The organism is Mesorhizobium sp. B2-1-3 (assembly GCF_006442495.1).
Lineage (GTDB): Bacteria > Pseudomonadota > Alphaproteobacteria > Rhizobiales > Rhizobiaceae > Mesorhizobium.
Window position 1 is genome coordinate 38,882 of sequence record NZ_VFWL01000008.1, and the last position, 18,477, is coordinate 57,358.

21 protein-coding genes are annotated in these 18,477 nt (G+C 63.9%); 7 read left to right on the forward strand and 14 right to left on the reverse strand.

Annotation, left to right across the window (positions count from 1 at the left end; all coding sequences use genetic code 11):
- Positions 1–76: 76 nt before the first annotated feature.
- The 8 genes from FJ973_RS15110 to FJ973_RS15145 form a co-directional block, all read right to left on the reverse strand.
- Positions 77–559: a DUF992 domain-containing protein gene (locus FJ973_RS15110; RefSeq protein ID WP_140556505.1), complete on the reverse strand. Its 483-nt coding sequence runs from the start codon at positions 557–559 to the stop codon at positions 77–79.
- A 73-nt stretch (positions 560–632) separates the two neighbouring features.
- On the reverse strand, positions 633–1,640 hold the full coding sequence (locus tag FJ973_RS15115) for a hypothetical protein (RefSeq protein ID WP_140556506.1): 1,008 nt from the start codon (positions 1,638–1,640) through the stop codon (positions 633–635).
- Positions 1,641–1,649: 9 nt separating this feature from the next.
- Positions 1,650–2,660 carry a hypothetical protein gene (locus tag FJ973_RS15120; protein ID WP_140556508.1) on the reverse strand — a complete coding sequence of 337 codons (1,011 nt, stop codon included), beginning with the start codon at positions 2,658–2,660 and terminating at the stop codon, positions 1,650–1,652.
- A 415-nt stretch (positions 2,661–3,075) separates the two neighbouring features.
- On the reverse strand, positions 3,076–3,552 hold the full coding sequence (locus FJ973_RS15125; RefSeq protein WP_140522452.1) for a DUF992 domain-containing protein: 477 nt from the start codon (positions 3,550–3,552) through the stop codon (positions 3,076–3,078).
- A 201-nt stretch (positions 3,553–3,753) separates the two neighbouring features.
- A complete protein-coding gene (locus tag FJ973_RS15130; protein WP_140496334.1) occupies positions 3,754–4,596 on the reverse strand; it encodes a tetratricopeptide repeat protein in 843 nt (280 codons plus the stop codon).
- 141 nt (positions 4,597–4,737) lie between these two features.
- On the reverse strand, positions 4,738–5,004 hold the full coding sequence (rpsU, locus tag FJ973_RS15135) for a 30S ribosomal protein S21 (RefSeq protein WP_010911429.1): 267 nt from the start codon (positions 5,002–5,004) through the stop codon (positions 4,738–4,740).
- A 179-nt stretch (positions 5,005–5,183) separates the two neighbouring features.
- On the reverse strand, positions 5,184–5,570 hold the full coding sequence (locus FJ973_RS15140) for an SET domain-containing protein-lysine N-methyltransferase (protein ID WP_140496333.1): 387 nt from the start codon (positions 5,568–5,570) through the stop codon (positions 5,184–5,186).
- A gap of 111 nt (positions 5,571–5,681) precedes the next feature.
- Positions 5,682–6,440, reverse strand: coding sequence for an SDR family oxidoreductase (locus tag FJ973_RS15145; protein ID WP_140556510.1), 759 nt, complete (start codon positions 6,438–6,440; stop codon positions 5,682–5,684).
- A gap of 265 nt (positions 6,441–6,705) precedes the next feature.
- Here FJ973_RS15145 and FJ973_RS15150 point away from each other — a divergent pair, with 265 nt between their 5' ends.
- From FJ973_RS15150 to FJ973_RS15180, 7 genes are all read left to right on the forward strand, one after another.
- Positions 6,706–7,959, forward strand: coding sequence for a sarcosine oxidase subunit beta (locus tag FJ973_RS15150; protein ID WP_140556511.1), 1,254 nt, complete (start codon positions 6,706–6,708; stop codon positions 7,957–7,959).
- A 27-nt stretch (positions 7,960–7,986) separates the two neighbouring features.
- The gene (locus FJ973_RS15155; RefSeq protein WP_140496330.1) at positions 7,987–8,298 is read left to right on the forward strand and encodes a sarcosine oxidase subunit delta; all 312 of its coding nucleotides are present in this window, start codon (positions 7,987–7,989) and stop codon (positions 8,296–8,298) included.
- Positions 8,295–11,288 (forward strand): sarcosine oxidase subunit alpha, encoded by a 2,994-nt coding sequence (locus FJ973_RS15160; protein WP_140556513.1) that lies wholly within the window; start codon positions 8,295–8,297, stop codon positions 11,286–11,288. Before FJ973_RS15155 ends, FJ973_RS15160 begins: the two co-directional genes overlap by 4 nt.
- Positions 11,281–11,865 (forward strand): sarcosine oxidase subunit gamma, encoded by a 585-nt coding sequence (locus FJ973_RS15165; RefSeq protein WP_140556514.1) that lies wholly within the window; start codon positions 11,281–11,283, stop codon positions 11,863–11,865. Before FJ973_RS15160 ends, FJ973_RS15165 begins: the two co-directional genes overlap by 8 nt.
- A 57-nt stretch (positions 11,866–11,922) precedes the next feature.
- Positions 11,923–12,144, forward strand: a complete 222-nt coding sequence (locus FJ973_RS15170) for a hypothetical protein (RefSeq protein ID WP_140496327.1) — start codon at positions 11,923–11,925, stop codon at positions 12,142–12,144.
- Between the two features lie 80 nt (positions 12,145–12,224).
- Entirely contained in the window at positions 12,225–13,010 is a 786-nt protein-coding gene (locus tag FJ973_RS15175) for a ThuA domain-containing protein (protein ID WP_140496326.1), read from the forward strand.
- A gap of 13 nt (positions 13,011–13,023) precedes the next feature.
- Positions 13,024–14,073, forward strand: a complete 1,050-nt coding sequence (locus tag FJ973_RS15180; RefSeq protein ID WP_140556516.1) for a Gfo/Idh/MocA family oxidoreductase — start codon at positions 13,024–13,026, stop codon at positions 14,071–14,073.
- A gap of 44 nt (positions 14,074–14,117) precedes the next feature.
- On the opposite strand, the gene FJ973_RS15185 is transcribed toward FJ973_RS15180, so the two are convergent.
- The 6 genes from FJ973_RS15185 to FJ973_RS15210 all read right to left on the reverse strand — a co-directional run bounded on the left by FJ973_RS15185 (position 14,118) and on the right by FJ973_RS15210 (position 18,473).
- Positions 14,118–14,366, reverse strand: coding sequence for a DUF680 domain-containing protein (locus FJ973_RS15185; protein ID WP_140496324.1), 249 nt, complete (start codon positions 14,364–14,366; stop codon positions 14,118–14,120).
- Positions 14,367–14,560: 194 nt separating this feature from the next.
- A complete protein-coding gene (locus FJ973_RS15190) occupies positions 14,561–15,205 on the reverse strand; it encodes a TetR/AcrR family transcriptional regulator (protein ID WP_140496323.1) in 645 nt (214 codons plus the stop codon).
- A 105-nt stretch (positions 15,206–15,310) separates the two neighbouring features.
- A complete protein-coding gene (locus FJ973_RS15195; RefSeq protein ID WP_140496322.1) occupies positions 15,311–16,087 on the reverse strand; it encodes an SDR family oxidoreductase in 777 nt (258 codons plus the stop codon).
- A 17-nt stretch (positions 16,088–16,104) separates the two neighbouring features.
- Positions 16,105–17,136 carry a phosphotransferase family protein gene (locus FJ973_RS15200; RefSeq protein ID WP_140513711.1) on the reverse strand — a complete coding sequence of 344 codons (1,032 nt, stop codon included), beginning with the start codon at positions 17,134–17,136 and terminating at the stop codon, positions 16,105–16,107.
- Positions 17,133–17,633 carry a MaoC family dehydratase gene (locus FJ973_RS15205; protein WP_263483366.1) on the reverse strand — a complete coding sequence of 167 codons (501 nt, stop codon included), beginning with the start codon at positions 17,631–17,633 and terminating at the stop codon, positions 17,133–17,135. Before FJ973_RS15205 ends, FJ973_RS15200 begins: the two co-directional genes overlap by 4 nt.
- Positions 17,634–17,657: 24 nt before the next feature.
- Positions 17,658–18,473, reverse strand: a complete 816-nt coding sequence (locus FJ973_RS15210; protein ID WP_140496320.1) for an SDR family oxidoreductase — start codon at positions 18,471–18,473, stop codon at positions 17,658–17,660.
- Positions 18,474–18,477: the final 4 nt, after the last annotated feature.

The window sequence follows — 18,477 nt, forward strand, 5'->3', positions numbered from 1 at the left end:
ACCAAGCTTGAGCTCAAGCGATTTTTTGGATGTTCGTGGATGCCCGCATCCCTGGCCGGCCGGCATCGCCGGCCAATCAGTTCTCCGTGCTGCGCAGCTGGAACTGGCTGACACCGATGGCGAAATTGATGCCGGTCTGGGTCTGCAGGCTGAGCGGCTGCAAGGTGAAGGACTGCGAAGAGCCGCCAACCAGCAGATTGGCCCCGGCGCCGACGGTTGCCGTCACCTCGGCGCTGGCGCCGACATAGTCGCCGGCCAATGCGCCCGGCGCGTAGATGTTCTTCAGCGGCGTCAGCACCAGCCATCGCATCACCGCCTGCTTGGTCGTGCCGATGTCGAGGCCGTATTTGTTGACCGCGCCGAAATAGGCTTCCGGCGCGAAAGTCTTGTCGGCAGGGGTGAAGGTGCAGCTCAGATCCTTGCTCGAGCCGAAGATGAAGCCGGTGCCGCCCGATATGGCGCATTCAAGTGTGCCGAGCTCGATGCCCTGGTCCTGTGCCTGGGCCAAGGCGGAGCTGGCAATGGCAACGATGGCAGCAAGGATCATTTTGCGTGTCATGGGCCCCTCGTGCATTCGCTGCAGCCATCTTTGAGGAGCAGATGACACTGCTTCGCGAGCGAAGGATGCCAGGTCAGTGCACGGGGTCCGGTCGGTGATCGTCGGGCTTTGGCCGGCAACCGTCTATGGCGGGATGTATCGTCCACTGGTTCTGAGGCTCCTGCTGGGATGCGACGGTCAATGGCGATCCTGCCGTCCCAACGGCTTCACACCAGCGCGCGGGGCTGCCGTCGGGAACCGGGGATTCGTTCCAGCTGCCGTTCCAGGTGCCGATCTTCTGACAGTGCTTGATGGGATGGATTTCGTTCCAGCCGTCATGTGCCGAATCGTAGACCCACGTTCCCTTGACGAACAGGATGTCCGCGCCGCGGCGCGTCGGATCGTTGACGTGAAGATCGCCGAGATTCTCGTCGAGATCCGTCGGATTGGCTGTGTCGAGCAGGCCGACTATGCCGCCTATGATGACGATGACCGCCGCGATGAGCGACAGGACCGCGCAGGCGATCCAGCCGAAGAAGGGAATGGCGCAAGCAACCGCGGCGGCCGTGGCGACTGGAATTGCGGCAAGGCAGGCTATCATGAGGTCGTAGACGCCGGCGCCTTCGAACTCGCAATGCAGCACCGCGGTCGGGTCGTCATTGGCCCATTGGCGCGCTTCCTGACCTTTCCAGTCGAGGCCCGCGCCCTGGATCGCAGGCGTGTTGGCGATCAGGCGTCCAAACGGCGCTATCTTTTCGGCCGTTGCCTGGTTGGTGAATTCGACGACATTGGCCGGCACCAGATTGAGACTGTAGTCGGTGTCGAACCGGTCCAGTCCCGACTTCTCCTCCGGCGGATCGACCTTGAGCAGCCAGCCCACCGCGCATTCGTCGCCACCGAGACAGATCAGCCGGTCGTACAGCCACCAGCGGCAATAGGCCAATATGGCCGCAAGCGCCACCAGCATGGCGGCCGGTCCGGGAAGGGCGCCCACAAGGATGAGCGGCAAAGCGACCACGGCCGCCGCAATGATCATCTGCCCGTATTGTTTGCCGTGGTGATTTCCGACCGACACGCATTTGGTGTAGTGCCGATAAGCCATGGCGACCCCCTATCGCTCGACATAGAGCGTCACGCCGCCGGCGAGGCCGCGGGCCGAGAAAGCATGAACGTTGATTGCCTTATGGCCGGTGAAACCGGCTGGCGGTTCAATATTGACAGTGACGGGGATTTCCTCACCCGGGGCAAGGTCCGCTTGTGCGGGCTCGAACGTGACAAGCCAGCCGGCGGGCAAAGGATGCGATTGACGGGTGTGGCCGACAGGCACTGCCGCGATGGTGCCGGGGAAGGTGCGCAAGGGCCGGCGACGCGGCCTCGGGCGAGGGCGCGGCTCACAGACCGGCAATTCAGGAAGGGAATAGGCATCGGCCTCGAGACGAAATCCCATCCTCTCCCGCTCGCCATTGCGCAGGCGAAATTCAAATCTTGCGGGCGAATGGGCGACACCGACGGTGGTGTTGTCCTGGCCTAGGTTGTTGTTCGGGTTCGCATCGTCGAGCCAGTCGAGCAGGACCTGGATGCAATAGTGACCAGGCGCTGCCGGAGTTCGCCATTTGACCGACGCGAAAGCCGGATGGTTGGCCCCGCCCTTGACGCCGAGATCGGTCCTGGTCTCATCGATCCAATGCGACACCGTGCCGATGCCGAAACTCAGATAGGAGAATTTCACCGGCAGATCGACGACCGGGGCCTCGGTCGAGTTGTTCCAGATACGGGCGACGATTTCATATTCGGTGTCGGGCGCCAGCATATGTGGTGCGACAGGATTGCCGCCGCTTCGGATCTCGATGTCGGGGTTGTCCCATGTGACGGCGAGGCCCTGGCCCATCAAATAATACTGCGCGTAGATCAGGGGATCCGGGCGTTTATAGGCGGGGTCGCTGATCTTGACGCAACGTTGCGGCCCGCTTCGGTCCAACCGATCGGGGAGCTTCATTCTTTCGCAGAGCAATCTGGCGAGGGCGCAGATCCGGGCAGCGATCTGGCGCAGGTTCGATGGCCACTCGGTGAACGCGTCGGCGAGCGCGTTCAGGAAATCCAGTACTTTGGGGAGCGGGTTCATGGCCAGTCCGCGGCCATTTCGTCAACGTCGCTGTCGACGCATGAAAAACCAGACAGCGGCAATCAAGAATGGTGCGAGTATCAGAAGAAGTTCGAAGGATCCCGACCCGCCATCGGGCGAAAATCCGAATAACTGCTCGATGAAATCCATCACGGCCTCCGGCAGCTGCAACAAAATTGCATTCGACGATGTCTTTACATCTGCCGGAGCTCGCGCGCATTTTCGCGCAGAGCCAGCAACATTTCCGGTTGGTAGCACAGAACGAGCAAGTCTTCCATCGGCAATAATTTCGATCTGCTAGCTTGGCCTGGTCACAGCAGTTCGCAAATGCAAAGCGCGCGGCGGAACCAAGTCCACCGCGCGCTATTTTGATCATCGCGCGGTTGCCGTCCGTGCCGAGAAGATCAACGTGCCGTTACTTGAGAGAGTGGATCAGCTCAAGCGAGGTCACGGCAACGGCCAGGTTGACGCCGGTCTGCGCCTGGACGCTGAGCGGCTCCAGCATGAAGGCGCTGTCGAAGCCGCCGACCAGCAGATTGGCGCCGCCGCCGGTCACGACGCTCGCCTCGGCATTGACGCCGTAGTAGCTGCCGGCAAGATCACCCGCGTCGCGGTCACGGGTCGCGGCAAACACGGCCCAGGCGAGTTGGCCCTGGTGCGTCTTGCCAACATCGACGCCGAGCTTGGAGATGACGCCGGTGTAAATCTCGGCCGGACCGTGATGATAGGGGCGGAAGACACAGGACACGCCCTTGTTGGATGTCACGATGTAGCCGGTGCCGCCGTCGATGGTGCAGTCGAGCGTGCCGAGCTGCAATCTGCCGGCGCTTGCCGGTGCAACAGCGAACATGGTCGTGGCGAGCGCAGCGGCGCAGACGAGTTTCTTGGTCATGGGAGGTCCTTTCGCAAAACGCTTCAAAGTAACGGCTGGGTGGCCAGACCGTTCCGCTGAAACCTTGGCGCGAACAAGGCAGGCGATCACGGCTTGCAGCGGGGTCAGCGCGCGGTTGCCGGATTGATGGCGATCTGCGGCGATACGTGTCCTTTCGGACACGCATCCGACGCGTGTGGGCTTGGCCGGCCTTGCCTGATCTCAGCTGACGCGGGCGAGGCCATCCTTGGCCGGCTGGTAGGTGGGATCGAGCCGAACGGCTTCGCGGTAGGACTTGGCCGCCTTGGCCTTGTCGCCGCGCCGCTCGTAGATCAGCGCCTGGTTGGACCAGGCCTCGGCGTTCTTGCCGTCGAGCTTGATGGCCATGTTGAAATCGGAGAAGGCATTGTCCTCGTCATTGGTGGCGAGGTAGGAAAGGCCGCGGCCATTATACGGCTCGGCGGCGTCCGGGGCCAGCGAGATGGCGGTCGAGAAATCCTCGATAGCGAATTTGTGCTGGCCCTGGCTCTGATAGATCAGGCCCCGATTGTGATAGGCGCGGGCATCGGTCGTGTCGAGCTGGATCGCCTTCTGGAAATCGTTGAAGGCTTCCTGGGTGCGGCCGGCCTTCCGGTAGAGATTGCCGCGGCCGATATAGGCGGCATCGTAGTTGCCGTTGATCTGGATCGAGCGGTTGTAGTCCGCCAGCGCTGCTTCCTGATTGCCGAGGAAGCGCTGGATGAGCGCACGGTTCGAATAGGCCTGGTAGAAATTCGGGTTAAGCTGGATGGCCTGGTTGAAATCCTTGAGCGCCGCCTGGTACTGGCCGCCCCGGCCATAGGCCGAGCCGCGCACATTGTAGCCTTCAGGATCCTGCGGATTGCGCTGAATCACCGCCGACAGCGAGGAGATGTTCTCGCTCGACCCTTGCGCCTTGTCGATGTTGTTGAACTCGCCGGTCGGGCCCGAGGTCTGGCAGCCGGCAAGCATCAATCCGGAAAGCAGGGCTGTCGCCAGGGCAAAGCCACGAAATGTGGTTTTGCTCTCCACGCTGATTGCGTTCATGTCTGCCCTGTCCTCACTTGCCGCGTCATTCAGGTCCGGATCCCCCCTCCGGGCCGGGTCACATCAAAATAAAAAGGTGGCGGCGATTCCGCATCGCGCCACCCCTGGTATCCTTCGAAAAGGACGAAATATAGGCGTTAATCAGCGCGGCGGACGCGCTGCGCCGGCGGCACCGCCGGCAGCCACCGGACGCGGCGTCATCGGCAGCAGACCTTCGCGCTGTGCACGCTTGCGGGCCAGCTTGCGGGCTCGGCGCACGGCTTCGGCCTTTTCACGGGCGCGCTTCTCGGAAGGCTTCTCGTAGTGACCGCGCATCTTCATTTCGCGGAAGATGCCTTCGCGCTGCATCTTCTTCTTGAGAGCGCGAAGCGCCTGATCAACATTGTTGTCGCGGACGAGTACCTGCACGGGCAATCCTGTCTTTCGGGTTTGATATCAACAGGCAAGCGGCCATAGCCACTAGCCTCCGCGGCGATTTACACCACGAATTGTGGCGGCTGATAGCAGAATCACGCCGCGCTGTCCACAGCCGAAATGAACGGAGGCGGCCAATTCGCCCAGCGGGCGCTCGCAAGATAGGCAGCCAACTACGCGGTAGCCAGATGCAACCGCTCAAAATCCTCGAAGAATTCGCCATAGTCGCAGGTTATCTCTTCGCCCGCCGCTATGTCGCGGGTCGCAGTTGCCCCGCCATATTGCGAAAAGTCCGTGTTCGGCGTCGCCGAATGGTTCATGAAGCGGCCATTGTCGACCTCATAGACCACGAAGCCGGGCCGGTCGGGACTGGGATAGGCGTAGCGGTCGAGCAGTTCCCTGAGATGCGAGGGTGCCGCCTGGTATTTTTCCAGCGGGATCAGCCGGTCGAAATCCGGGTCGAGCCGCCAGATCGAGGCGCCTTTCCTGATTGGCTCGGCGGCGAACACGCCGACGCCCTCGATTGCGCTTTGGGCGACATAGGTTTTGATCAGCAGCATGGTTCCGGCCCGTTTCCAAGGAGAGAACGGAATCGTCAATTCGAGCCCAAATGCAAGCCCGGATTGCGACATCGCGGCCCGCGTTGATCCGCATGCCGGCGCCGAAACCGTTCACGTCCGGTTGATCGACACGCCGCCGTCGGCGAACAGCGCCGTTCCGGTGGTGAAGCTCGACGCGTCGGAGGCAAGATAAAGCGCCGAGCGGGCGATCTCTTCCGGCCGGGCCATCCGCTTCAGGGCATGGATGCCTTCGACGAACGTGCGGGCCTCGGGCGTGGTTGTGGTCGCGCCGGGCGTGTCTGTGCCGCCTGGCAGCAGTGCGTTGACGCGCAACCCCTTCGGCCCGTACTCGGCGGCCAGCACTTGCGTCAGGCCGATCAGGCCGGCCTTGGCCGCGGCGTAGGCCGCCATGCCTGGCATGCCGACGGTATAGCCAACGAAGCTGGAGGTGAAGACCAGCGATCCGCCGCCACGCTCCAGCATCGCCGGTATCTGATGCCTGGCGGCCAGATAGGCGCTGGTCAGATTGGTATCCATCGTGTCATGCCACGACGCCGGCGGCAGGTCCGGCAGCGGCGCCATCATGCCGACAGCGCCGGCATTGTTGAATGCAATGTCGACACCACCGAAGCTACCGGTCGCGAGATCGACCAGCGCCTTCGCATAGGCTTCGTCCCTGACGTCGCCGGCAAGAGCGAGCGCAGTGCCGCCGGTTTCCACGATCTCCTCGACAAGCCTATCGAGCTCGGCCTGACGGCGCGCGGCGGCGACGACCTTGGCTCCTTCCTCGGCAAAGAGCTTTGCAGTGGCGCGGCCGATGCCGGAACTGGCGCCAGTGACGATGGCGATCTTGTTGGCGAGTGCGAGCATGTTTCTGTCATCCTTCCGCTAAGCCGGCCTTGCCGGCGGTCGGATGCGTCGTCGCAAATGAGCATGGCCGCAGCCACCCGAAAGCTGCGAACCCGCCGATTTTCCCTGGCCTCGCACGCCGCGGCCGGTTGCGGCGCAAAACGGCAAGAGCCGTCGCAAACAGCGCAAGGGTGGCAGCGCTGTTTCGCTAGTGATACACCTCGCGCGCCGGGGGAAATTGCTAGCCCGGCCGCAAATCCGCGAGACTTTGGCGCGAGGCTGGAACGTGAAGAAATACTCTGTATTCGCCATCGCGCGTGAGGCCATGCGCGGCCACAAGGGCTGGGAGGAGCAATGGTCCTCGCCGGAGCCGAAGAAGGAATACGACGTCGTCATCGTGGGCGCCGGCGGCCATGGCCTGGCTACCGCCTATTATCTCGCCACCGTGCACGGCATCACCAATGTCGCGGTGCTGGAGAAGGGCTGGCTCGGTGGCGGCAATACCGGCCGCAACACCACCATCATCCGCTCCAACTATCTCTATGACGAGAGCGCCGGTATCTATGACCATGCGCTGAAATTGTGGGACGGGCTCAGCCAGGAGCTCAATTACAACGTCATGTATTCGGCGCGCGGCGTCATGATGCTGGCGCACAATGTGCACGACATCCAGGTGCTGAAGCGCCATATCCACGCCAACCGGCTGAACGGCATCGACAATGAATGGCTCACACCCGAGCAGGCGAAGGAATTCTGCCCGCCGCTCAATATTTCCAGGGATGCGCGCTACCCGGTCGTCGGTGCCGCCTTGCAGCGGCGCGGCGGCACGGCGCGCCATGACGCGGTCGCCTGGGGGTATGCGCGCGGCGCCTCGGCGCGGGGCGTGCACATCATCCAGAATTGCGAGGTCACCGGCGTCAAGCGGGCGGCCAATGGCGCGGTGACCGGTGTCGAGACGACGCGCGGCTTCATCGGCGCCAAGAAGGTCGGCGTGGTCGCGGCCGGCCATTCCTCGGTCATCATGAACATGGCCGGCGTGCGCATGCCGCTGGAAAGCTATCCGCTGCAGGCGCTGGTGTCGGAGCCGGTCAAGCCTGTCGTTCCCTGCGTGGTGATGTCGAACACGGTGCATGCCTATATCTCGCAGTCCGACAAGGGCGAACTGGTGATCGGCGCCGGCACCGACCAGTACGTCTCCTACTCCCAGACCGGCGGCCTGCACATATTACAGCATACGCTGGACGCAATCTGCGAGATGTTCCCGATCTTCACGCGCATGAAGATGCTGCGCTCCTGGGGCGGCATCGTCGACGTCACGCCCGACCGCTCGCCGATCCTGGCCAAGACGCCGGTGCCCGGCCTCTACGTCAATTGCGGCTGGGGCACGGGCGGCTTCAAGGCGACACCCGGCTCCGGCCATGTCTTTGCCCACACCATCGCCAGGGACGATCCGCATCCGATCAACGCGCCCTTCACCATCGAGCGGTTCCGCACCGGCCGGTTGATCGACGAGGCGGCGGCGGCGGCGGTGGCGCATTGACGATGACTGAGCTGTAGGAACGAAAACATGCTTCTCATCCGCTGCCCCTATTGCGAGGAAGAGCGTCCGGAACTTGAGTTCCGCAACGCCGGCGAGGCGCATATCGCGCGCTCGGCCAACATGTCAGGCGAGAGCGACGAGGATTTCGAAAAATTCTTCTTCATCCGCTCGAATCCCAAAGGCATCATCTATGAGCGCTGGCGACACATGCATGGCTGTGCGCGCTTCTTCAACGCCGTGCGCGACACCGTCACCGACAAGTTCGTCATGACCTACAAGGCCGGCGAGCCGAAGCCTTCCAAGCTGCCCAAGAACTCCAGCGAAGTGGTTGCCAAATGAGCGGCGCGTTCCGCATACCGAGCGCCGGCCGCCTGAGCCAGGCCAAGACCGCCCGCTTCAGCTTCGACGGTCAGTCCTTCGTCGGCATCGAAGGCGATACGCTGGCTTCGGCGCTGCTGGCCAACGGCGTGCACCTGGTCGGCCGCTCGTTCAAATATCACCGGCCGCGGGGCGTGCTGTCGGCCGGCGCGGAGGAGCCCAACGCGCTGGTGCAGATCGTGCGCGACGACGCGCGCAAAACGCCGAATGTTCGCGCGACCGTGCAGGAACTCTATGACGGACTCGCCGCCAACTCGCAGAACCGCTGGCCGTCGCTGTCCTTCGACGTCAGCGCGGTCAACGATCTGGCGTCGCCGCTGTTTTCGGCCGGCTTCTACTACAAGACCTTCATGTGGCCGAAGGCGGCCTGGAAGAGCCTCTACGAACCCAAGATCCGGGAAGCCGCCGGGCTTGGCGTGTCCCCCGACAGGCCGGACCCCGACCATTATTCGTCGCGTTACGCTCATTGCGACGTGCTGGTGCTGGGCGGCGGTGCGGCCGGCATCGCGGCTGCATTGGCAGCGGCTGAAACCGGCGTGCGGGTCATTCTGGCCGATGAGCAGGCCGAATTCGGCGGCAGCCTGCGCTTCGAGAGCGGCGCGAAAATCGACGGCCAGGGCGGCTTTGCCTGGGCGCAGGCGGCGATCGCCAGGCTGAAAGGCATGGACAATGTCCGCGTGCTGTCGCGCACGACTGCCTTCGGCTACTACGCACAGAACTTCGTCGGCCTGGTCGAACGGGTCAGCGATCATTTGCAAAATCCCGGCCACGACCTGCCGCGCGAGCGGCTGTGGCAGGTGCGCGCCAGGCGCGTGGTGCTGGCGTCCGGGGCCATCGAGCGCCACATGGTGTTCGCCAACAACGACCGGCCGGGCATCATGCTGGCCTCGGCCGCGCGCACCTATCTCAATCACCATGGCGTCGCGGTCGGAAAAAACGTCGGCGTCTACACCGCCAATGATTCCGCTTACGCGGCGGCGATCGACCTGAAGAAGGCCGGCGTCAACATCGCGGCTATCGTCGATCTGCGCGACAATCCGACAGGGCCGGTGATCGATGAAGCAAGGATGCTCGGCATCGAGATCAATTTCGGCCGCGCGGTGATCCGCGCCGGAGGCAAGCTGCGCGTCTCGTCGATGACGGTGCAGCCGAAGAATGGTGGCGGCGAGCGCACCATTGCGGTCGATGCGATCCTGATGTCGGCCGGCTGGACGCCGTCGGTGCACCTGTTCTCGCAGTCGCGCGGCAAGGTCGCCTTCAACGACGAAACCAAGCGCTTCGTGCCCGGCACCTCCGCGCAGGACTGCGTCTCTGTCGGCGCCTGCAACGGCACGGACGGCCTGTCGGCGACCCTCGACGAGGCCTATGCGGCAGGGGCCAAGGCGGCAAGGGACGCCGGCGCAAAGACTGCCAAGGGTACAAGGCCAAAAGTCGACGCCTCGGAAAGCTGGTCGCGTGGCATGCTGGGCGCCGCCCCCGGCGCCGGTCCGGATACGACGGTGAAGGCCTTCGTCGATTTCCAGAACGACGTCACCGCCAAGGACATCCGCCAGGCGGTGCATGAGGGCATGCGCTCGATCGAGCACGTCAAGCGCTTCACCACCAACGGCATGGCGACCGACCAGGGCAAGACCTCGAACATGCACGGCCTGGCGATTGCCGCCGAGACGCTTGGCAAGCCAATCCCCGAGGTGGGCCTCACTACGTTCCGCGCCCCTTATACGCCGGTGACCTTCGGCGCCATCGTCAGCCATGCGCGCGGTCCGCTGTTCGATCCGACGCGCAAGACGGCGATCCATCCCTGGGCTGAAGCCCAAGGCGCCGTGTTCGAGGACGTCGGCCAGTGGAAGCGCGCCTGGTACTTCCCCAGGGGTGGCGAGGACATGCATGCGGCGGTCGACCGCGAGTGCGTCGCCGTTCGAAACACGGCCGGCCTGTTCGATGCCTCGACGCTCGGCAAGATCGAAGTGGTCGGCCCCGATGCGGCAAAGTTCATGGAGCTGCTCTACACCAATCCGTGGGAAAAGCTGGAGCCCGGCCGCTGCCGCTACGGCATCATGCTGCGCGAGGATGGCTTCATCTATGATGACGGCGTCGTCGGCAGGCTGGCGCCCGACCGGTTCCATGTGACGACGACGACCGGCGGCGCGCCGCGCGTCATGAACCACATGGAGGACTATCTCCAGACCGAGTTCCCGCATCTCAATGTCTGGCTGACCTCGATCACCGAGCAATGGGCTGTCATCGCCGTGCAGGGGCCGAAGTCTCGCGACATCATCGCGCCGCTGGTCGAAGGCATCGACATGTCGGATGAGGCCCTCCCGCACATGTCGGTGCGCGAGGGCAAGATCTGCGGCGTGCCGACAAGGCTGTTCCGCATGTCGTTCACCGGCGAGCGCGGCTTCGAGGTCAATGTGCCGGCCGATTACGGCCAGGCCGTCTGGGAAGCGCTATGGGCCGAGGGCCAGAAGCATGGCGCCACCGCCTACGGCACCGAGGCGATGCACGTGCTGCGCGCCGAGAAGGGCTACATCATCGTCGGCCAGGACACCGACGGCACGGTGACGCCCAATGATGCCGGCCTCGACTGGGCCGTCGGCAAGAAGAAGGCCGATTTCGTCGGCATTCGCGGCCTGACGCGGCGGGACCTGGTCGCCAAGGGCCGCAAGCAACTGGTCGGCCTCAAGACCAAGGATCCCAAGGTGGTGCTGGAGGAAGGCGCGCAGATCGTGGAGGATCCCAGGCAGGCGATCCCGATGAAGATGATCGGCCATGTCACGTCGAGCTATTGGTCGCAGAATTGCGGCCGCTCGATCGCTCTGGCGCTGGTCGCCGGCGGTCGCGCACGCACGGGCGACACGCTCTACGTGCCGATGCCTGGCGGGACGATCGAAGTGGAGGTTTCCGGCATGGTGTTCTTCGACGAAACCGGAGGCCGCCTCAATGGCTAAGACTGCCGCAAAGAAAGCCGCTCCGGCCGCATCGCCGGCGGCCGAGCGCCGTCCGGCGCTTGCTGGACGCACCATCTCCGCGGCAGGCGCCAAGGTCGAACTGCTGGCGCCTGCCGAGCGTATCTCGCTGCGCGCGCCGGAGGCGTCGCTTGCCGCCTTGTCGAAGGCGCTCGGCGTGACCTTGCCGAAAAAGCCGAAGACGTCCGTGTCGAAAGGCGGGCGCACCGCGCTGTGGCTTGGACCGGATGAGTGGATGATCATCGACGAGGCCGGCAACGACCCGCTCGCCGATTGTGCAAAGATTTCCGCCCTGCATTCCGCTGTCGGCATCTCGCATCGCAACGTCGCGATATCGGTCGCCGGTCCGGCCGCGGCCGCGGCAATCAATTCGGGCTGCCCGCAGGATCTGTCGCTCGAAGCCTTCCCGGTGGGTGCCGCCTCGCGTACCATTCTCGGCAAGGCCGAGATCGTTCTGCTGCGCACGGCGCAAGACGCTTTCCGGGTCGAGTGCTGGCGTTCCTTCTCGGATTATGTCTTTACTTTCCTCTCCGAGGGAGCACGCGACGCGGCGGCCTGATCCCGGAACGTTTGCCGCCCGCGCCCGTTTGCGGGAACAGGTCGAGGGAGAATGCCGATGCCATCGAAGTCCACGCCGAAGTCGCCCGGGAAAAGCTCGGCCGTGCGCTCCCTGGAGCATGAGCGGCATCACGGCGCCGACGCCGAAGAGGAACTCGAGGAAGGCCTCGAGGATACGTTCCCGGCCAGCGATCCTGTGTCGATCACGGGGACGGCTATCCCCGGTGCCCCCGCAAGGCCGGGCAAAGCCAAGACCGTTCCCGGACGCAAACCGCGCTGATTTCCCCAGCTTCGGTTGAGGAGCCATCTTTCCAAGACGGCGCCAAGTGGGATATTCAAAGCGCTTTGGGAGATCGTAAAATGCCGGTAAAAGCCGTCGTCTGGGGCGAGAATGTCCACGAGCAGACCAATGCCGCCGTGCGCGGCCTTTATCCATTGGGCATGCATGGGACCATTGCAGCCGCGCTCAACCAGGATAAGGGCATCGAGGCGACCACCGCTACCTTGCAGGAGCCGGAGCACGGCTTGAGCGAAAGCCGGCTGGCTGCCACCCATGTCCTGCTCTGGTGGGGCCATGCCGCCCATGGCGAGGTCAAGGACGAGATCGTTGAGCGCGTGCAGAAACGGGTCTGGGAAGGCATGGGTCTGATCGTGCTCCATTCCGGACACTATTCGAAGATCTTCAAGCGGCTGATGGGCACGCCTTGTTCGCTGAAATGGCGCGAAGCGGGCGAGCGCGAGCGCGTCTGGGCCATCAACCGCGGCCATCCGATCGCGCAAGGTATCGGCGAGTGCCTGGAGATCGGCGAGACGGAGATGTATGGCGAGCCCTTCGCGGTGCCGGAGCCGCTGGAGACAGTGTTCGTCTCCTGGTACGAAGGCGGCGAAGTCTTCCGGTCGGGGCTGACCTATCAGCGCGGCGCCGGACGGATCTTCTATTTCTCGCCCGGCCACGAGACCTACCCGATCTACCACAATGAAGGCGTGCAGCAGGTGCTGCGCAACGCCGTGCATTGGGCGCACAATCCCGCACCCGCATGGTCCGGCATCATCAATGCGCCGAACGTGCCGACAGACCAGGCCAAGGAGAAGATCGTCCAGAAGGGCCTGCGCCTGCATGCCGACGGCGACAAGGGCCTGAGTTAGGCGTGAGTTGAAGATGCACCGCCTCCTTCTGCTCGGCACCGGTGGCATTGCCGGACATCACGTCGAGGAGTTCGCCAGGATTCCAGGATGCACAATCGTCGCCTGCGTCGACCAGGTGCCGGGCCGCGGTGCGATGTTCGCCGCCGCCAACAAGATCAGCCAGTCTTTCGAGAGCCTGGAAGCGGCGATCGGCTGGGGTGCGTTCGATGCGGCCATCAATGCGACGCCGGATGGCGTGCACAAGGCCACGACGCTGGCGCTGCTTGCCCAGGGGAAACACGTCTTTTGCGAAAAGCCGCTGGCGCCGAACCATGCCGACGCGCTTGCAATGACGGAAGCGGCCGAGGCGGCCGGGGTCGTCAACATGGTCAACCTGACCTACCGCAACTCGCCGGCGATCGAGGAAGCGCGACGCATGGTGCAGGCCGGCGAGATCGGCGCATTGCGCCATGTCGAGGCGAGCTACAAACAGAGCTGGCTGGTCAGCAAGTCATGGGGCGACTGGCGCATCGAAGACAAATGGCTGTGGCGCCTGTCCAACCGGCACGGCTCGACGGGCGTGCTCGGCGATGTCGGTATCCACATTCTGGATTTCGCAAGCTATGGCGCCGACCAGGACATCGCCACCCTGCACGCCGACCTGGTGACGTTTCCCAAGGCCGAAGGCGATCGGATCGGCGATTATGTGCTTGATGCCAACGACAGTATCGCAATGACGGCGCGGTTCAAATGCGGGGCGCTCGCGACGATCGTCGCCAGCCGCTACATGACCGGCCACGCCAACGACCTGTCGCTGGCCATGCATGGCACCAAGGGCGCCATCAAGGTCAAAACAGACGGCAAGGTTTCGCGCCTGTCGGCCTGCCTGGGCGAGGACATCGACCAGCAACGTTGGCGGACACTGGCGCTGCCGGATGTGAAGCGCAACGCGCTGCGTTTCGCCGAAGCGCTCGATAGGGGAAGGAACGGCGATCCATCCTTCCGTCGCGCCGCCGACATGCAGAGGCTGATCGACGCGGCCTTCGAGAGTTCGTCGTCCAGACTGCCGGTCACGATCGCCTGAATCACATCTGGCCGGCTGCACCGGCCAGGCGTGTGTTGCCGCTATCAGAACGCGCTCGGCACGATCCAGGGATTGATGCTGATGCCGAGGCGCGGGCCCTTGCCTTCAGCGGTGGTTTCCGTGACGCCCTTTTTCTCGAGCGAGCCGGTCGATGCGCAATCGAGCTTCACATTGGCCTTGGTGTCGACGCAGGTCGCGGCGGGCACGTGCTTGACCGGGTGTGTCGTGTTGGCGGCAAGGGCCGAGCCCGAAAGTGCCAGCACGGCAGCGAGGGTGAGGAGGGTCTTTTTCATTGTCCGTCTCCGGGTTCGATGGGTGAATTTGTTCTCGTACGTGTACGGTATTCCGTACAAATACGCCCACCGATCGCGGAGTTCAAGCCAGAATCGTACACGTACGGAAATTTTTGTTAACCAAGAAAATCCGCCCCGCTTGGCACGTTAAACGCGGAGCGTCGATGAAGCGTGGATACGCAAGGAGATATCGTTCAGCAGTTGACCGGTGTCTCGGTCAGCGGGGGCACGTTCTGCGTGCTGAGCGTGGCAAGGGTGAAATCGCACATCCGTTTCACGAAAGCCTGCGGATCACCGAAGGGGTAGAAGGGGAAGGTGATCAGCAGCGAGATGGTGCCGTGGCCGACCGCCCACAGCATGGTAGCAATGGCGCGCGGATCACCCTGCAACTTCCCCGCGGCGACGCAGGCCTCGACCCTGCTGATCAGCACCTTCATCGCCGGGTTGCTTTCTTCCATGTCCTCGTAGCTCCGGCCTGCCGGCAGCTTGGTCTTTTCGGTCATGAAGACGGTGCGGTATTCATTGGGATTGCCAAGCCCGAATGCGGCGTATTCCGTCATCACTGCTTGCAGCGCCTCGATCGGATCGTCGGAAGGATGCTCCTCGATGCGCCGGGCAAGCGTCTCGAACGCATCCTCGGCCAGCGCGAACAATATGTCCTGCTTGTCGGCGAAATAGGAATAGACCGACATCGGCGCGTAGCCGACGCGCTTGGCCAGCTTGCGGATGGTCAGGCCCTCATAGCCTTCCTCCTGCACGAGCTTGTGCGCGGCCTCCACAAGTTCGGAACGCTGTTCGGCCTTTTGTTTCTCGCGGCGTGTCTGGGCGCTCACCGGCAATATCGCCTGCCTCTGCTGGTTGGGTGGCCAACTGAATTATATACGCTGTACGGAAACGGACAAGGGCGTCGCTGGTTCCCGTCGCAGGTTCCCAGGCGGCAGGCGTCAGATGGCGCCGACGCCGCCGTCGACGGCCAATGTGTGGCCGGTCATGAAGGAGTTGGCGGGGTCGGCGGCGAACAGGATCACCGTGGTGATCTCATCCACTTCGGCCACCCTCCTCATCGGCACGCCGCGCGTCAGTTCGGCCAGGGCGTCGGCTTCCGGAGCGCCGGAGACGCGCACGAAACTGTCGACCATCGCCGTTCTCGTGTGCGCCGGACAGACCGCGTTGATGCGCAGGCCCTTGCTGGCGTATTCAATTGCCGCCGACCGGGTCAGCCCGACCACACCGTGCTTGGCGGCGGCATAGATCGAAAGCTTCGGCGCGCCACCCAGTCCGGCGGCGGAGGCGATGTTGACGATGGCGCCGCCCTTGCCGTCCGCCTTGAACTGCCGCTCCATCTGCGGGATTTGGTGCTTCATGGCATAGAAGACGCCGAGCAGATCGATTTCGATCACCCGGCGCGCCTCCTCCGAGGCGACCTGCGGCAAACGCACGAAACTCTGCACGATGCCGGCATTGTTGACTGCGACATCCAGCCGGCCGAATCTTTCGACCGCCAGAGCCACCAGCGCCTGCGACAGCGCCTCGTCGGCGATGTTGCCGGCCAGGACCGCCGTCTCGGCATCGAGCGTTTCGGCAAAGCTCCTCAAGGTTGGTTCATCGAGGTCGGAGAGGACCAGCCGCGCGCCTTCGGCGGCAAAAGCTTTGGCCGCGCCGCGGCCAAGCCCGCCCGCGGCACCCGTGATCAACACCGTTTTTCCGTCGAAGCGGCCCATCGATTATTTCTCGTCGATCAGTTTCGGTCGATCAGTTTCGCGGCGAGGTGCGAAAGCAGTTTCACCGCCTCGCCATAGGTCCTGGCCTTTTCCGGGTTCGAGGCATTGCCGTCCAGCGCGCGCTTGTAGACGCCCTGGCAGATCGCGGCCAGCCGGAAGAAGGAGAAGGCGAGGAAGAACGTCCAGTCGCCGATGCCGGTGAGCCCGCGCCGCCGGCAATAGGTGGCGACATAGTCCTCTTCCGAAGGCAGTCCGAGCGCGGCGCGGTCGATACCGCCCAGGCCGCGAAAGCCCGAGCTATGCGGCAGGCGCCATTGCATGCACTGGTAGGCGATATCGGCAAATGGATGGCCTGATGTGGACAGTTCCCAGTCGAGCACCGCCATCACCTTCGGCCGGTCCGGCGCGAATATCAGATTGTCCAGCCGATAGTCACCATGCACCAGCGAGACACGGCCGTCGTCGGCGGGCCTGTGCGTCTCCAGCCAGTCGATCAGCCGGTCCATGTCGGCAATGGCACCGGTCTCCGAGGCGCGGTACTGACTGGTCCAACGCGCCAGTTGGCGCTCGAAATAGTTGCCCGGCCGGCCGAAATCGCCGAGACCCACGGCCTCGATATCGACGCCGTGCAGGGCGGCGAGCGTGGCGTTCATGGCATCGTAGATGGCGGCGCGCTCGCCATTGTCGCGCGCTTCCGGCAGTGCCGGATTCCAGAAGATGCGGCCGTCGATGAAATCCATGATGTAGAACATGCGGCCGATCGGTGAGTTCTCGGCTGAGAGGTGCAGCATCCGCGGCACCGGCACGGCGGTGCCCGAAAGGGCGCTCATCACCCTGAATTCACGGTCGACCTGGTGTGCCGATTTCAGCAACTGCCCCGGCGGCTTGGCGCGCAGCACGTAGCGGCCGCTGGCCGCCGTCAGCAGATAGGTCGGGTTGGATTGGCCGGATTTGAATTTTTCGACGGAGGAAAGTCCGGCAAAACCGGGGATCCGCGCCTCGAGATAGGGCGAAAGCGCTGCCTGGTCGAGCGCGTTCGGGTCGCTCATGCGGTCTCTGGCTGGCGTTCGATCAGGGTCAGCGTCAGCCAGCGGGCGGTGAGCGCCGGTTTCTTCGAGCCCTCGATCTCGATCGTCACGTCATGGGCCGTCTGCACCCAACCTGAGGGCCTGACCTTGACGTCAGCCAGCACGAAACGGGTGCGGATGCGCGCGCCGGTCTTCACCGGCGCCAGGAAGCGCAGCGAATCGAAGCCGTGGTTGACGCCCATCTTGCCGTTTTCCAGCGGCGGCATGGTCTCGAACGTCATTGCCGACAACAGCGACAGCGACAGGAAGCCATGCGCGATGGTGCCGCCGAATGGCGTCTCGCGCTTGGCCCGCTCCGGATCGCAATGAATGAACTGGTGGTCGTCGGTGGCGTCTGCGAACTGGTCGATCATGCGCTGCGTGACCACCCGCCATGGCGAGACGCCCACCTCCTTGCCGACGCTGGCCAGAAGCACATCGAGACTGATCGGTTCCACGCGGATGTCCTCCAGTTTCATCCCCGGCTTCCCCGGCCGGACATGTCATTCCTTGAACAGGGTCAGCCCATGCTGCACCGACTGTCCGCCGTCAATCGGCAGGATGGCGCCGGTGACATAGCTGCCTGCACGGCTGCACAAATAGAGCGTTGCGCCGGCAATGTCATCCGGGGCGCCGATACGGCCGATCGGAACGTGGCTGCCGACATACCTGGCCTGTTCCTCAGTGGCGGTGGCAAACGCCGTCATCCGGCTCTGGAAGGGCCCAGGGGCAAAGGCGTTGACGGTGATGCGGCGGCCGGCGAATTCCAGCGCCAGGGTGCGCGTCAGGTGATGAACGGCCGCTTTGGAGGCGGTGTAGGAGTAGGCGTCGTCGGCCAGCGGCTGCGTGCCCATCACGGAGCCCAGATTGATCACCCGGGCTGGATCCTCGTCGCTGGCGGCGGCTTCGAGCAGCGGCAGCAGTTCGCGGGTCAGGTGGAAGACGGCGGTGACGTTGACGCCGAACACCTTGGCCCAGGCATGATAGGGGAAGCTCTCCAGCGGCGCTCCCCAGGACACGCCGGCATTGTTGACCAGGATATGCAGCCGTTCGGCCCGCGTCTTGACCTCGCCGACCAAGGCGGCAATGCCGGCCTCGCTGGAAACGTCTCCGGCAAAGCCTTCCGCCCGGCCCGGCGCGCCAAACCCGTTCAATTCCTCGGCGACCTTGATGCAGTCCTCGCCCTTGCGCGAGGCGATCATCACCGTTGCGCCGGCCTTGACGAGGCCCGTCGCCGCCATGCGGCCGATGCCGGTCGCCGCGCCCGTGACCAGCGCGGTCTTGCCGGCCACCGAAAAAAGATCGTCGAGATAGCTCATCGAA